General features: G+C 52.1%; 12 protein-coding genes and 2 tRNA genes. 5 read left to right on the top strand and 9 right to left on the bottom strand.

Annotated elements, in window-relative coordinates; all coding sequences use genetic code 11:
* Positions 1-9: 9 nt before the first annotated feature.
* Positions 10-1,209, bottom strand: coding sequence for a deoxyguanosinetriphosphate triphosphohydrolase (locus G549_RS0113095; protein WP_027835404.1), 1,200 nt, complete (start codon positions 1,207-1,209; stop codon positions 10-12).
* Between the two features lie 118 nt (positions 1,210-1,327).
* Here G549_RS0113095 and erpA point away from each other — a divergent pair, with 118 nt between their 5' ends.
* Complete coding sequence (gene erpA, locus G549_RS0113100) at positions 1,328-1,663, top strand: iron-sulfur cluster insertion protein ErpA (RefSeq protein WP_027835405.1); 336 nt, start codon at positions 1,328-1,330, stop codon at positions 1,661-1,663.
* A 98-nt stretch (positions 1,664-1,761) separates the two neighbouring features.
* Positions 1,762-2,541, top strand: coding sequence for an exodeoxyribonuclease III (xth, locus tag G549_RS0113105; RefSeq protein ID WP_027835406.1), 780 nt, complete (start codon positions 1,762-1,764; stop codon positions 2,539-2,541).
* 13 nt (positions 2,542-2,554) lie between these two features.
* Here xth and G549_RS20305 read toward each other — a convergent pair whose 3' ends face one another.
* The 6 genes from G549_RS20305 to G549_RS0113135 form a co-directional block, all read right to left on the bottom strand.
* Positions 2,555-3,346, bottom strand: coding sequence for a tetratricopeptide repeat protein (locus G549_RS20305; protein WP_051213802.1), 792 nt, complete (start codon positions 3,344-3,346; stop codon positions 2,555-2,557).
* Positions 3,333-5,057: a dihydroxy-acid dehydratase gene (gene ilvD, locus G549_RS0113115; protein ID WP_027835407.1), complete on the bottom strand. Its 1,725-nt coding sequence runs from the start codon at positions 5,055-5,057 to the stop codon at positions 3,333-3,335. The genes G549_RS20305 and ilvD overlap by 14 nt, the downstream gene beginning before the upstream one ends.
* Before the next feature lie 286 nt (positions 5,058-5,343).
* Positions 5,344-8,001, bottom strand: a complete 2,658-nt coding sequence (locus tag G549_RS0113120; protein ID WP_027835408.1) for a valine--tRNA ligase — start codon at positions 7,999-8,001, stop codon at positions 5,344-5,346.
* 119 nt (positions 8,002-8,120) lie between these two features.
* Entirely contained in the window at positions 8,121-9,119 is a 999-nt protein-coding gene (locus G549_RS21845; protein WP_246778378.1) for a DUF2497 domain-containing protein, read from the bottom strand.
* Between the two features lie 318 nt (positions 9,120-9,437).
* Entirely contained in the window at positions 9,438-10,784 is a 1,347-nt protein-coding gene (locus tag G549_RS0113130; protein ID WP_036222608.1) for a TolC family outer membrane protein, read from the bottom strand.
* Positions 10,785-10,927: 143 nt separating this feature from the next.
* Positions 10,928-11,584, bottom strand: a complete 657-nt coding sequence (locus tag G549_RS0113135; RefSeq protein WP_036222611.1) for a protein-L-isoaspartate O-methyltransferase family protein — start codon at positions 11,582-11,584, stop codon at positions 10,928-10,930.
* 182 nt (positions 11,585-11,766) lie between these two features.
* On the opposite strand from G549_RS0113135, the gene G549_RS0113140 reads away from it, so the two are divergent.
* The 3 genes from G549_RS0113140 to G549_RS0113150 all read left to right on the top strand — a co-directional run bounded on the left by G549_RS0113140 (position 11,767) and on the right by G549_RS0113150 (position 12,742).
* Positions 11,767-11,840: transfer RNA gene (locus tag G549_RS0113140), tRNA-Cys, on the top strand.
* A gap of 93 nt (positions 11,841-11,933) precedes the next feature.
* The gene (gene mobA / locus G549_RS0113145) at positions 11,934-12,536 is read left to right on the top strand and encodes a molybdenum cofactor guanylyltransferase (RefSeq protein ID WP_027835411.1); all 603 of its coding nucleotides are present in this window, start codon (positions 11,934-11,936) and stop codon (positions 12,534-12,536) included.
* 130 nt (positions 12,537-12,666) lie between these two features.
* Positions 12,667-12,742: transfer RNA gene (locus G549_RS0113150), tRNA-Asn, on the top strand.
* Between the two features lie 69 nt (positions 12,743-12,811).
* Here the strand turns inward: G549_RS0113150 and G549_RS0113155 are convergent.
* Together G549_RS0113155 and G549_RS0113160 are read right to left on the bottom strand one after the other, a co-directional pair.
* Positions 12,812-13,510: an SDR family NAD(P)-dependent oxidoreductase gene (locus G549_RS0113155; protein ID WP_027835412.1), complete on the bottom strand. Its 699-nt coding sequence runs from the start codon at positions 13,508-13,510 to the stop codon at positions 12,812-12,814.
* Between the two features lie 56 nt (positions 13,511-13,566).
* A complete protein-coding gene (locus G549_RS0113160) occupies positions 13,567-15,000 on the bottom strand; it encodes an aldehyde dehydrogenase family protein (protein ID WP_027835413.1) in 1,434 nt (477 codons plus the stop codon).
* Positions 15,001-15,058: the final 58 nt, after the last annotated feature.

Consider the following 15,058-nt stretch of genomic DNA (forward strand, 5'->3'; position numbering starts at 1 on the left):
GCATTGCGGTTAGCGGAAATCCTCGTCCGCGTCAAACAAACGGTTATATTGGCTGGTGGCGTATGGGTCAGTCATCCCGGCAATAAAGTCCGCGACCAGACGCGGCATCTTATTCTTTTCGATCACTTTAGCGCGTTCTTTCCACTCGCCGGGCAAGTCCTCGCCGTCGAGATAAGCATCGAACAATTTCGCGACAATGGTTTGGGCACGGTCCACTTCGTCCATCACACTTTTGTGGCGATAAACCTTTTCAAACAAAAAGCTTTTCAGGCCTTTTTCGGCTTTTGCCATATCCTGCGAGAATCCGATTAAAGTTTGGTTCGCTTGCCGAACATCCTCAACCGTTTGAATATTGGCGGCTTTCAAACGCGCTTTTGCATCTGTGATCACATCTTCAATTGTGCGGGTGAGCAGGCGGCGCACAACCTCGTGGGTTTGCCGATCCTCATCGACCAGCGGATATTTATTTTGCACTTCTTGTACGATCGGCCCGACAAGCGGTACATTGCGCAACTCTTCAAGCGTCAGCAGCCCTGCCCGCAACGCATCATCAATATCGTGGGCGTTATAGGCGATGTCATCGGCAATGGCCGCAGCCTGGGCTTCGAGACTTGCATAGCTATCATAGCGCAGATCGGCGATGGCCCAGGGTTCGTCCAGACCACCAGGCAATCCTTCTTTTTGGTATTTGGCCGTCGGGTTGCCCTCGCCGTCCATCAACGGTCCGTTGTGCTTGATGATCCCTTCAAGCGTTTCCCACGTCAGGTTGAGGCCGTCATGCTCTGCGTATCGATTTTCGAGCCGCGTCACCAAGCGTAACGCTTGAATATTATGATCGAAGCCGCCCAAATCATGCATTTTATCATGCAGCACGCGCTCGCCCGCATGGCCGAAAGGCGTGTGCCCCAGATCATGAGCCAGCGCCAATGCCTCAGCGAGGTCTTCGCAAAGATTGAGCGCCCGCGCAATGGAGCGGGCAATTTGCGCCACTTCCAGCGTATGCGTTAGCCGCGTGCGATAATGATTGCCCTCATGGTGCAGAAACACTTGGGTTTTGTGCTTAAGGCGACGGAAAGCGTTGGAATGTATAATCCGATCGCGATCACGTTGAAATTCATTGCGCGTCGCGCTGTCATCAGTTTGATGGCGACGCCCGAGGCTATTAAACGGATCCGCAGCATATGGAGCCAATTGTAGCTTTGATGACATAAATTTGTACCGTTAGGTCCTTTTCAAAGGCGATGATGAGGCTTATCTATGTGTTAGCAATCGGATGGTTTGATTGAAAGCCATCAGAATAAGGATAGGGAAAATGTCTGACACGCAAATGGCAGAAACTCAGGTTCAGCTTACAGATCGCGCTGCGGAGCGCATAGCGAAAATCCTGGAAAAGCAGCCAGAAGGCACGGTTTTGCGCGTTGCGGTTTCCGGTGGCGGCTGTTCTGGCTTCCAATATGAATATAATCTGGTGCAGGAAAGCGCCAATGATGATGATGTGGTGCTGCAAAAGAAAAATGCCACCGTACTCATCGATTCGCTTAGCCTTGAGTTTATGCAGGGCGCGGAAATTGACTTTGTGAACGATTTGATTGGTCAAAGCTTTCAGATCAATAATCCAAACGCTGTCGCGTCTTGTGGGTGTGGCACCAGCTTTGCGGTATAAGCCGCAATAAGCGTCGATGATTTCATTGTTTTCTGCTTGTTGCGCCGATAGGATATTTGCGACTCGTGTGGCACTTCCTTTCGGATCGGATTAGCATTTTGAAAATCGCAACATGGAACATTAACGGCATTAAAGCGCGCCTCAACGAGGTGCTGTATTGGCTTGAAGAATATAAGCCAGACCTTGTGGCGCTGCAGGAAATCAAATCAATTGATGAGAATTTCCCCCGCGAAGCGATTGAAGAGCTGGGTTATAATGTCGCCACGCATGGGCAAAAGAGTTTTAATGGCGTTGCCCTGCTCTCTTTGCACCCGTTTGATGAAGTCAATCGGGGCCTGCCCGGGGACGACAGCGATGAGCAAGCACGCTTTATTGAAACCGTCATTTCGCGGCCCGAAGGCGCGGTGCGCGTCGCGGGGATTTATTTGCCCAACGGCAATCCCGTCGATTCGGAGAAATTCCCGTATAAACTGGCGTGGATGGACCGTTTGATTGATTGGGCAGAAGATCGGCTTAAGCTTGAAGAGCCATTCATTATTCTGGGCGATTACAACATCATCCCGGCTGGCGCTGATACCCACAGCGCCGAAGCGTGGTGGGGTGATGCCCTTTTCCGCCCGGAGAGCTTGGAGCGCTTTCGCGCCCTCTCCAATCTCGGCTTTACTGATGGACTGCGCGCGGTCAATGGCGACGAAGCCTATACGTTTTGGGATTTCCAAGCCGGTGCGTGGCGCCGTAACAATGGCATCCGCATTGACCATTTGATGCTGTCACCTCAAGCGGCGGACATTCTGGAGACCGTCGAAATTCATAAAGATATGCGCGCACGTGAAAAGCCATCTGATCATGTGCCAGTGGTGGGCAGCTTCGCGATTTAGCGCTGTGAGTTGATTAGCCGCCGAAGCGGTTGCCAAGGGAATCGGCGGCGGCGATGGCCTGTTCCCGCTCGTCTTGTGAGGCAATGGACACAGCCTGATCAAACAGCTCCGCAATCCATGGCTCGTCTTCCGTGCCTTGGGCGTTTCGGTCTGCCACGGTGAGCCACATCAATCCTTCAATTGGGTCGGCCGGAATGCCTTCGCCGTTAAACATCAGATTGCCCAGCGTTGCTTGCGCGGCTGCATGGCCTTTGCGCGATGCAAGGGCAAGCCAACGCGCACTTTGCAAGGGTGAGTAGCCCAACTCATCTTCATCAAGATAGAGCTGCCCCACTTTAAATTGTGCTTCCGGGTCGCCGAAATAGGAGGCAGCGTGCAACCACAATTTGCGCGACAAATCATCATTGGCCGGCACGCCTGCATCCGGCACACCTTCGCGGTAATATTCACCCACCTTCAAAAAGCTTTGGGCGACAATATCCGCTTCTAAGGATTTTGGCGGCGTGTCAGCATGACCGTCCGCCAATTGTGAGAAATATTGAAAGGCTTTTGTGCGATCGGGGGCCACGCCCTCGCCATTTTCATACATGACGCCAAGACGCCACAAGGCAATAGGCTGGCCCGCCTCCGCCGCGTCTTCCAACGCTGCAAGCAGATTTTCGTTCGACACGTCAGTATCGAACTGCCCAAAGACCGACAGAATATCTGCGGCTTCATCCTGGGCAAATGCAGAACATGTCGACAGGATGAGCGCAACAAAAGTTGCGCGCACCATGCCAATCAAATTCGCACTAAATATCTGCATAGCACTCCTTCTCTGCCGCGGCGCCTGGATGGGTCAAGGCACCGTAACGGGCTGACCCTACAAGCTGGGCATATTTCCAGATCACGCCTGAACCAAAATTGGTCTCACGCGGTTTCCAATTTTTGTGACGTTTTTCAAGCTCATCATCGCTCAAATCAACGGTAATTGACCCGGTGTTGGCATCGATTTCAATAATATCGCCATCTTCAAGCAGGGCGATTGGCCCACCAACGGCAGCTTCTGGGCCAACATGGCCGATGCAGAAACCACGAGTTGCACCAGAGAAGCGGCCATCTGTAATCAACGCCACTTTGTCACCCATGCCTTGGCCATAAAGCGCGGCAGTTGTGGCCAACATTTCGCGCATACCCGGTCCACCTTTTGGACCTTCGTAGCGGATGACCAGCACTTCGCCTTCTTTATATTCGCGCTTGCTTACGGCCTTGAAGCACTCTTCTTCGCTGTCGAAGCAGCGTGCTGGGCCTTTAAAGACCAAGTTGGACATGCCAGCGACTTTCACAATGGCGCCATCTGGTGCCAGATTGCCGGAAAGACCAACAACACCGCCTGTCTTTGTGATTGGATTGTTTGCCGGACGTACAACATCCTGCTGATCATTCCATTTCACTTTTTCCATGTTTTCCGCAATGGTGCGGCCCGTCACGGTCATGCAATCGCCGTGCAAATAGCCTTGATCCAACAGCGTTTTCATCAGGATCGGAATGCCGCCAGCTTCAAACATATCTTTGGCCACATATTTACCGCCGGGTTTTAGATCAGCAATATAAGGCGTTTTTTTGAAGATTTCGGCCACATCGAACAAATCGAACTCAATGCCAGCTTCGTGGGCAATCGCAGGCAAGTGCAACGCCGCGTTGGTTGAACCACCAGAGGCCGCCACAACGGTTGCAGCATTTTCAAGCGCCTTGCGCGTTACAATATCGCGCGGACGAAGGTTCATTTTGATCAATTCCATCACCTGCTCACCAGCGGTGTAGCAGAACTGATCACGAATTTCGTATGGCGCTGGTGCGCCAGCGGAATATGGCAAAGCCAAACCAATCGCTTCAGACACTGTGGCCATGGTGTTGGCGGTGAACTGAGCGCCGCAGGCACCGGATGACGGGCAAGCCGCGCGTTCAAGCTCTTCCAAATCTTCGTCTGAAAAGTCACCGACAGAGTGCTTGCCAACGGCTTCAAACACATCCTGCACTGTCACAGGGTTGCCTTTGAAGGTGCCGGGCAAAATGGAGCCGCCATAAAGGAAAACAGATGGTACATTCAACCGCACCATTGCCATCATCATGCCGGGCAGTGATTTATCGCAGCCAGCGAGCCCCACAAGGGCATCATAGCTGTGGCCGCGCATGGTCAACTCAACAGAATCTGTGATCACATCACGCGATACCAGCGAAGATTTCATGCCTTGGTGGCCCATGGCGATCCCGTCTGTCACGGTGATGGTGGTGAATTCGCGTGGCGTGCCTTGTGCGGCGGCAACGCCTCTTTTCACGAATTGAGCTTGGTGTGAAAGCGCAATGTTACAAGGGGCAGCTTCGTTCCAGCATGTGGCCACGCCCACAAATGGCTGATGGATTTGGCCTTGCGTCAGCCCCATCGCGTAATAATACGAACGGTGCGGCGCACGTGACGCTCCTTCTGTCACATGGCGACTTGGCAGTTTTGACTTATCGATGTTTTTTTCGTCCATTATAAAAACCTTTCCCCCGCAAGCAGGCACAATATCTGCCACAGACTTTTAATCGTGCTGCTTTTTGATGCAAGGGCACATTCAGGCATGCGCGTCCAATTGGCGGCGCTAATCGCCGCAGCCCAACCTTTTGCGCAACATCCGCCCCGTTGCTTTAATCAACATATTCAGTTTTGCGCTGTGAATTGGTTAAAAAAAAGGCGGCCCCAAGGTACAATTGGGGCCAGCCTTACTGAAGTATGAATTTCACAAATGCGTTGCCAAAAAGCAACAGCTCTTGTTTGTCCTAGCCAAGACGCGCCAAAGCGGCTTCAACGCGCGCTTTTTTCTCTTCTGCGTCTGTCTTGCGTTGCTTTTGATCATCAATCACATGCGCAGGCGCTTTGGACGTGAATTGCTCGTTGGCCAGTTTTTTGGCCACGCCATCAATTTCTTTGTCGAGCTTGCCCAGTTCTTTGTTCAACCGTTCTTTTTCGGCCGCGATGTCAATCACGCCAGCCAATGGCATGGCGAATGTCGCCTCACCCAGCACGAGTTGAGCAGATTCGCCGGGCACTTCATCAGCAAAATCAATGGTTTCAACGCGCGCCAACCGCTTGATCATGGCATCTTGTGTTGCCAGGCGCGCTTTTGTGTCCGCGCTGGCGTCAACAACAACCAACGGTATTTTTGCGCCCGCGTTCACATTCATTTCCACGCGCAATGAACGGATGCCTGTAATCAAATCGATCATCCAGCCCATCTCAGCTTCTGCGGCTTCATCAACGAGGTTGCCCAGTTCAGGCCATTCGCTCACGATCAGCAGTTTTTCGCGTGCTGGGCCATTTTGCCCTGTTTGCGCCCACAATTCTTCGGTCACAAACGGCATAAACGGATGCAAAAGCTTCAAGATTTGATCCAGTGTGAACGCTGCTGTAGCGCGTGTTTCGGCTTTCAACGCCTCGTCATCGCCGTTGAACACAGGTTTAGCCAGTTCAACGAACCAGTCGCAGAACGTGCCCCAAACGAAGTCATATGCTGCGTTCGCAGCTTCATTAAAGCGGAACGCTTCCAAAGACTTTTCAACTTCCGCCACTGTTTTGGCTGCGCGGCTTAAAATCCATTTATTGAGCGTTGAATTGACCGTTGTGGGATCATACCCCTCAACACGAACACACTCATTCATCTCCAAGAAACGCGACGCGTTCCAGATTTTGGTGACGAAGTTTCGGTAGCCTTCAACCCGCGATATGGCGAGTTTCAAGTCACGTCCCTGCGCGGCCATGGCCGCCAGTGTGAAGCGGGTTGCATCTGCGCCATACTCGTCGAACAGCGTAATCGGGTCGATCACATTGCCTTTGGTCTTGGACATTTTTTGTCCATGCTCGTCGCGCACCAATGCGTGCACATAGACATTTTCAAACGGCTCTTCATCCATAAAGTGGATGCCGAACATCATCATCCGAGCCACCCAGAAGAAGATAATGTCAAAGCCCGTCACCAAAGTCGTTGTCTGATAATAGGTTTCGAGTTCTGGCGTTTTATCGGGCCAACCCAGAGTTGAAAATGGCCAAAGCGCTGAAGAGAACCAGGTATCCAAAACGTCTTCATCGCGTTTGATTGGGGTTGGCGCGCCATAATGCGCATCAGCCAAAGCCTGCGCTTCAGCTTCATCCTCAGCCACGAAATATTCGCCGTCTGGCCCATACCATGCCGGGATTTGGTGGCCCCACCACAATTGCCGCGAAATACACCAAGGCTGGATGTTTTCCATCCAGGCATAATAGGTGTTTTCCCAATTTTTCGGCACAAATTTGGTGCGGCCCTCTTTCACGGCAGCCAAGGCAGGCTTGGCCAGTGTTTCGGCGTCCACATACCATTGGTCTGTCAAATAGGGTTCGATCACGACCTGCTTCGACTTTTCGTCGTGAGGCACGGAAATGACTTTGTCTTCCACTTCCACCAATACGCCCATGGCGTCGAGGTCGGCGACGATCTTTTTGCGGGCCTCAAAGCGATCCAAGCCACGATAGGCTTCTGGTGCCTCATCGTTGATTTTGGCATCAGCGGTGAAAATATTGATCTGCTCGAGATCGTTACGCTTGCCCACTTCAAAGTCATTAAAGTCGTGCGCTGGCGTGATCTTCACTGCGCCAGATCCCTGTTCAGGATCGGCATGTTCATCGGTAACAATCGGGATTTTGCGGCCGGTCAGTGGCAGCACAACCATCTTGCCAACAAGGTGCGTGTAGCGCTCGTCGTCCGGGTGAACTGCAACACCAGTATCGCCCAACATAGTTTCAGGCCGCGTCGTGGCCACAACAATGGTCTCATCCGTTCCTTCAATTGGGTACCGAAGATGCCACATGTGGCCGTTGATCTCGATGTTTTCCACTTCGAGATCAGAAATGGCTGTTTGCAAAACCGGGTGCCAATTTACCAAGCGCTTGTCTTTGTAAATGAGGCCCTGCTTGTGCAGCTCGGTGAACACTTTGATCACAGCGCGAGAAAGACCATCGTCCATTGTAAAGCGTTCGCGTGACCAATCGGCGGATGCCCCGAGACGGCGCAGTTGGCTCACAATAGTGCCGCCAGACTGTTCTTTCCATTCCCAGACTTTTTCAAGGAATTTCTCGCGACCCATTTCGCGGCGCGATGGCAATTGCTGTTCCATCAGCTTGCGTTCAACGATCATTTGCGTGGCAATGCCCGCATGGTCGGTGCCCGGTTGCCACAGCACGTTTTTGCCGCGCATCCGCTCAAACCGCGTGATCATATCTTGTACGGTAAAGGTCAGGGCGTGACCCACATGCAAGTCACCGGTCACATTTGGGGGCGGCATCGGAATGCAGTAGCTTTCTGCTCCCTCTTTGGCGCCTGCGCCAGCGGCAAATGTGTCTTGTTGAACCCATTCATCATAAATGCGGCCTTCAACATCTTGCGGGTTATAATTTTTATCGATCATTTTGCCCATTACCTTTTGCCCGCCCAAAATGCATGAGCGGGAGAAAAATTTGTCTATTGGGTTTAAAAGCGAAGCTGGGTGGTCAAGTCAACCGCAAAGCGGCCAATTTATGTTCGCGATCAGCGCTTTCCGCGTGAAACACGTTCAATTTCGCGCTGCACAAGCTGTTCGACCACGCCAGGCAGGTTTTCGTCCAACCAAGACTTCAGCATCGGCCGCAACATTTCGCGGATCAAGTCCTCGATGGTTTGTCCCTGCTTTTGCGACATAATCAAATTGTCGAGCTGGCTAAACGCGTGGCTTGAGGCTGCCTGTGCTGTTGGCTCCAAAAGGCTATCAGCGATATCGGCAGATAAATTCTTGTCAGGCAACGGGCTCTCAGGCTCAGGTGCAGCGGGTGCTGGTGTCGGCTGGGCCGCCGCCTCTTCAGTCACCATTGATGACATCGAGGGTTCTTCTGGCTCATCGCTTGGCAAATCGTCGTCAATGCCCATGCCTGCCAGCGATGTATCTTCGCCGGATTGGTCTTCCGTATCATCATCATTGATGAATGCGATGTCGTCCGGCACCACTTGCGAAACATCATCTGGCACAGAATCTTCAATTGATTTTGCAACATCATCCAATGATGGGCTGTCGTCGCCGCCAGAAGCTTCTTGCAACAAAAGAGAGGCCATATCCATCTCTTCGTCGGGTGTTGGCACAACTGCGCCGGGATCGGCGATCAATTCGTCATCTGCCGGATCAGGCTCGCTGTTGCTGTTGGATGGCTTGAGCATTTGATCGATTGAGAGCGCCAAAGGTTCGTCGCTATCGCCTTCCGGCTCAATTTGCGCAGACTGCGCTTCGGCCAGTGCCTCCGCAGCAACGTCTCTTTTCTCGATTGGTGCTGCCTCGATGTCCGGGTGCGGGCCATCTTCAACTTCGATGGTTGTTGGGTCGCCCTCTGCGGTCACATCGTCCAAGGCTTCGCTCAATCCGCTGCGCGCTGCCGCCTCGTCGTCGCTTGGTGTAGATGAAGCTTGTTCGCTCTTCTGCGGCTCGTCATCGGCAATAATTTGTCGGATAGACGATAGGATTTCGTCCATTGACGGTTCTTTAGACGCAGGTCGGTTCATATTGGCCTCACCTTCGAGCAACACTCGACATACATTAAACTACTCTTTAAACGCCCGTGCCGCCACATGAAAACGCATGCCAACTGCTTTAAGACGTATTTCGGACCCAGTTTAAGCAATCGGCAACGTCGCTGCTTTGACATTTGTCACCCGAAACAAGCGATCCATCACCACTCCGGCCCGACAAAATCGCTACCAAACTGCCACTAAGTCCTGCGATTCGCGGCAAAACCGCGATTCGCAATTATTATAGTATTGTGATGATAATTTTCCCGTTAGTCCAGAAGCCCACTAAATAGCGGTTATCCACGACTAGTGTTACTCGCGTAATTCGGCCCAAACATCTTCAATTCTTGCACGATAACCATCGCTAGATTGAATTTGCACTGGCAGATTGAGCGAAGCGGCATCCAATCGTCCGGTAGCGGCAATAAGCGAAAATGCTGCCACAACACGGTTATACTGAGATGTATAGAGCGCTTCTTTGGCACTGGTTAGCTCGGCCCGCGCATTGAGCACGTCAAGCGTTGTGCGTTGACCAACATTGCGCTCCTCAATCACACCATCAAGTGCAATTTGACCTGAGCGCACAGCTGCTTGAGCCGATTCAATTGCTGCGATTGACGATTGCAGGCCAGACCATGCTGAAATGACGCTTTCTTCAATTTGGTTCGCCGCGTCCTGAGCATCAATTTCAGATTTGATGTGTCCCAGGTTGGCTTTGCGCGCTGACGCGCCCAGCATGCCACCTTGATAAATTGGAACCGAAAGCGTCAGGCGCAGTGAACCTTGGGTTGCATTTGGCGTGGCGCCGCCGCCCAAACAATCAATTGCACAAATTGACCCGATCAAATCAAGCGTCGGGCCAAAAGCACGCAACGCGGCTTCGGTGCCGTAGCGTGCGGCTTCGACTTGCGCACGTGCGGTCAGGATTGCAGGGTGATTGCGGCGTGCGGATTGCAACGCAGAGTCAATGCTTTTGGGCATGACATGACCAAAGCGGAAATTTGAGTTTAAGCCCGATGGCTTTGTGCCAATCCAACGCACATATGACGCTTGCGCGGAGCGCAGCGAATTCACCGCAGACTTATAAGACGCCACAGCCTGTGCCAACCGCGCCTCGGCTTGCGCAACGTCGATTTTTGTCCCCTCGCCCACATTCAGGCGGCTACGCGCATTTTCAACTTGCGCTCGCAAAAACTTCACATTGTCGGCGCGCAAAGAAGCAAGATTGGTGTACTGCACAACGTCCATATAGGCGGTTGCGGCCGAAAGAAGCACATTCTGTTCAGTGTTGCGCAGGCCATATTTCGCAGCATCTGCATATGATCGAGCCTGATCAATTTGCGCATTGGTTTGCAGATTGTCGAAAAGCCGCTGATTGTAGGAGATGTTTAGAGTTGTGCTGCCACTGTCAGTCGTGGTGCCGTTGGTCATGACAAAGCTATATTGCGATGTCGCGGATAGACCGATTTGTGGCCGCAAGCCGGACTTGCGCATCACAATATCTTCCGAAGCCATCTTCACGCTAATCATAGCGGATGCGATCGCCGGATTTTTCACATAGGCCCGTGCCAAAGCCTCTGTCAGGCTTTCGGCTTGCGCAGAACCACTCCATGCAGTCGCAAATAACGCTGCAAAAACAACACTCTTTTTAAGAAACACCTTACTCACCCCAGTACTTTAATGCCGCCCAGTATGCACATTTCACCGCACAAATAAAATTAACTTTTCGTTAATCGCATATAACGGTTCGATATATCAAGCGCATGTGGCAATTTTGCACACACAGTTCAAGGGCTGGGTGCTTATAAAGTGAATGTTTTTTGTTTTTCGAAAGCAATTAGCTTGGGCACAACCGCATTAAACGCCACACGACGGCTCACGCCCGAAGCTGTTTTCACATAGCACACCGCGCTTGGCACACCATTTTCAACTTCAACGCATACGAGGCGTCCATCTTGCTTTAACTGCTTGAACAGCTCGTCCGGCAGCTCGTCTACGTGGCCTTCAATGAAAATCACATCAAACGGCGCTTCTTTTTTAAGCCCGTCCTTCAGTTCGCCAGCCAACACAGCAGCATTGCCAATTTCCAAATCCGCCAAAGAGTCATTCGCCATTTCGACAAAATCTTCATTGTCGTCCACCGCAACAACAGAGTCGGCAAACTTAGAGATCACTGCGGTGCCGTAACCTGTGTTGCAGGCGATATGCAGCACCAAGTCGCTTGATTTGATTTCGGCGAGCTGCGCCAGACGTGCCAAATACATGGGCTCCATCATCTTGCGGGCGCCAACAGGATCAAGCGGCAAGTCTTCGTCGAGATAGGCTAATGGTCTTTTTGCAGTAGGTGCAAAATTTTCCCGCGGGATTTCGCTCATGGCCGCTAAGATGCGATAATCAGTGATCGCGTTTGGGCGGAGTTGACAATCCACCATTGCCTTGCGTGCGTTTTCGAAATCCATTGGAGCACCCATCCTCAGAAGTTTATGACCAGTTTGTTCAATAGCCATCTTGCCGCCACGATGCAAGACGATATCAGCACTTGCGCGACAAAGGTTTGGCCACACTTCACGAAAACGTGAAATTTTTGAGATTGTACGCTTGAAATATTTGCTCGTTTGCTATAGCTACCTCCTTCCATTGGGGCCACGTGGCGGAGTGGTGACGCAGCGGATTGCAAATCCGTGTACCCCGGTTCGATTCCGGGCGTGGCCTCCAATTTCTCCCAATAGATTCAGTAAATTGCATACGTTCAATCCGCTGTGCAATTATCCTCTAGGCAGATGAACCTTTGTCGAGGCACAATAAGCTATGGACATTTTTGGCATCATACTAGGTGGCGGCAATGGCGTGCGATTGGGTGGCGTTGATAAAGCGCGCCTTCGACTATCGGGCAACACACTTTTGCAACATGTGACGGCCAGACTCGAATCGCAGTGCAATTCGATTGTCGCCGTTGGGATTCACCCACAACGCATTGGCGTCAACCTACCAGCAATATCAGATGTTTTTCAGCCACCCATTGGACCGCTTGGTGGCATTTACACGGGTGCACTTTGGGCAAAATCCCAAACAAAAGACATTGCCAAGAGCTGGATTCTCACAGCCCCCGTGGATGGACCTTTATTCCCCAAGGACTTTTTTTCCCGCGCTTCAGCCATTGATTCTGGTCGTGGCCCCATTATTGGTCGGTTTGGGTCAAACCTTTATCCAGTGTGCGGACTATGGCCGCTGGCACATGCACTTAAGATCGCAGATTTGCACAAACAACAATCCGGCAATGCCATTCGGCCCGTCCTGTCAGCGCTGAACGCGCAAGAACTTGATTTCGAACCATTTTATCAACAGAACCCTTTTATCAACGCCAATCAAATCGGCGATCTATTGCAATTGGCGTCACGGATCCGTGGGTAAAATGCCTGGATGCATTCGCTGTCAGAAATTTTTCACAAAAAGCCAATTATTTTTTCAAAAAAGGTCTTGGCAAGCGCGATCAAAAACGCTAAACACCGCCTCACCTACTCGTTAGGTACACACATCGTGATCCCCGGTAGCTCAGTTGGTAGAGCGAGCGGCTGTTAACCGCTTTGTCGCAAGTTCGAGTCTTGCCCGGGGAGCCACTTTTTCCAAAAATATCAATCCGTTGTCGACGCTTATTGATTCTATGTCTGAAGTGGCGTTCGCTATTGTTAGAATGGAATGGATTGCCCTTCATTGTCATAAAACCCGCCGCTCATTTGCGGTTTGGCTGACAAGATTGTGCGCAATATCTTCTTCGCGGCAACCTCAGCACTTACTTTTTTCGGGTGGGCATAGCCCGACGTCAATCTGGTATCGACCGTTCCCGGATGGATTGCCAGCAGCGCCGATTCCTGATTTTTCCGCGTCCATTCTATTGAAGCGGTGCGTATGATTTGGTTGAGAGCCGTCTTGGCCGCACGATATGACACCCAACCACCAAGTTGATTGTCTTCGATTGAGCCAACACGGGCCGACAGGGCCGCAATCGCGGCTGGGTCGTTGCGGGGCATCAATGGCAAAAGCTGCTGTATCATCATTGCCGGGCCGATGGCATTGAGCGCAAAGTGGTTGGCCATGTTCGCAGATTCAAGCTCTGCAAAGCGCCGCTCCGGCGGCACACCGTCGATAATCAGCGCGCCGGTCGCAATGATTGCAAGGTTGAACCGACGCCCCTGCTCCTGCCAATCAGAGAATTGCGGCACGAAACTTTCGGGACGAGTCAAATCGAATTCGGGAAAGTGCTGTCGGTCGAAACTTTCAACGGACGAAAAGTTAGGCTGTGCGGCCAGTTCAGCTTTCAATGCGCGCCCTATCCCGCCGCTCGCGCCGACAATGATTGCATCTATTTTTTCAACTTGATCCAGCATAACGGCCTCGCTCTGGTGTTTATTCCATTACGAAGGGCCGTCATCTGCGGATCAGGCTATTTGGGACGCGCGATCAATTTGACTTCTAAGAATTCTTCCAGGCCAAATGTACCGCCTTCACGACCGATGCCAGACTTTTTATAGCCACCGAATGGGGAGCCAACACCGAGCCCGGCACCATTGATGTGCACCATGCCTGCCCGCAATCGCTTGGCAACCCGCATGGCCTTGTCTTCGTCCTGAGTCTGCACAAACGCGGCTAGACCATATTCCGTGTCATTGGCGATTGCGATGGCTTCATCTTCATCCTGAAACGGAATCATTGTGAGCACAGGACCGAATATTTCTTCTCGCGCAATCCGCATGTCGTTGGTGACGTCAACAAAAATGGTCGGTTTAACGAAATAGCCCTCGTTCATATGGTCGGGTTTGCCCAAACCACCTGTCAGCAGGGTTGCGCCCTCTTCCATTCCGGCTTTGATGAGTTCTTGCACACGATCATATTGAATATGATTGACCAGCGGACCCATATGGTGTCCCGCATCATCGGGATTGCCGACTTGCTGTTGCTCTGCGGTTTTCAGTGCAACTTCTTTGGCTTCATCATAAACGCTTTGCTCCACCAACATGCGCGACGGCGCGTTGCAGGACTGGCCGGTATTGTTAAACATATGGCGGACACCGCGTTTTACCGCATCCGTCAGATCTGAATCGGCAAAAACAAGGTTCGGCGATTTGCCGCCCAATTCCAACGCAACTTTTTTCACGCTGTCAGCGGCATCTTTGCTCACCGCGGCACCTGCGCGGGCCGAGCCGGTGAACGACATCATGTCGATATCCGGGTGACGCGACATGGCCGCGCCCGCCACGGGTCCTTCGCCGTTGACCAGATTGAACACGCCTTTGGGCACACCGGCTTCTGCCAAAATTTCGGCATAAAGCATCGCATTAAACGGAGTATATTCGCTGGGCTTGAGCACCATGGTGCAGCCTGCTGCCAATGCAGGCAAAACTTTCAGTGCAATCTGATTAATCGGCCAGTTCCAAGGTGTGATGAGACCACAAACGCCAATGGGCTCCCGGTTCACCAAATCACCGTTCATCAATGTATGTTCGAATTCAAATGTGCCCAGCGCCCGCATGATCCCATCGAGATGGCTTTCCCCCACAGCGGTTTGCGGCCCGTAGGCGAGATGGCGCGGGGCGCCCAACTCCATCTGAATCGCATGGGCAACTTCATCGCGGCGCTTGCGATACACCGACAGAATTGATCGCAACAAATCTTTGCGTTCGGCGATGGTTGTGCGGGAGAATGATGGGAAGGCGTCCTTCGCGGCCGCCACAGCGGCGCTCACCGCAGCCTCATTCGCCAGTGCGATGCTGCCAATCGGCTCTTCCGTCGCCGGGTTCAACACCTCAAAGGTTTCGGCTTGCTCGGCTTGCACCCAATCGCCATTGATAAAGAATTCATGTCTTTTCCAGAAGGTCATTGGCGATTCTCCTTTACTCACCTACAGTTTGCAATAATTGATAATTGATTTGCTGCGT

This window comes from Maritalea myrionectae DSM 19524 (assembly GCF_000423365.1).
Lineage (GTDB): Bacteria > Pseudomonadota > Alphaproteobacteria > Rhizobiales > Devosiaceae > Maritalea > Maritalea myrionectae.

Bases quoted from the DNA above. Each gene is read 5' to 3' on its own strand.
- G549_RS0113095 (WP_027835404.1), bottom strand. From the start codon at position 1,209: ATGTCATCAAAGCTACAATTGGCTCCATATGCTGCGGATCCGTTTAAT.
- G549_RS0113155 (WP_027835412.1), bottom strand. From the start codon at position 13,510: ATGCTGGATCAAGTTGAAAAAATAGATGCAATCATTGTCGGCGCGAGC.
- erpA (WP_027835405.1), top strand. From the start codon at position 1,328: ATGGCAGAAACTCAGGTTCAGCTTACAGATCGCGCTGCGGAGCGCATA.
- mobA (WP_027835411.1), top strand. From the start codon at position 11,934: ATGGACATTTTTGGCATCATACTAGGTGGCGGCAATGGCGTGCGATTG.
- G549_RS0113120 (WP_027835408.1), bottom strand. From the start codon at position 8,001: ATGATCGATAAAAATTATAACCCGCAAGATGTTGAAGGCCGCATTTAT.
- G549_RS0113160 (WP_027835413.1), bottom strand. From the start codon at position 15,000: ATGACCTTCTGGAAAAGACATGAATTCTTTATCAATGGCGATTGGGTG.
- G549_RS0113135 (WP_036222611.1), bottom strand. From the start codon at position 11,584: ATGGATTTCGAAAACGCACGCAAGGCAATGGTGGATTGTCAACTCCGC.
- G549_RS20305 (WP_051213802.1), bottom strand. From the start codon at position 3,346: ATGCAGATATTTAGTGCGAATTTGATTGGCATGGTGCGCGCAACTTTT.
- ilvD (WP_027835407.1), bottom strand. From the start codon at position 5,057: ATGGACGAAAAAAACATCGATAAGTCAAAACTGCCAAGTCGCCATGTG.
- G549_RS21845 (WP_246778378.1), bottom strand. From the start codon at position 9,119: ATGAACCGACCTGCGTCTAAAGAACCGTCAATGGACGAAATCCTATCG.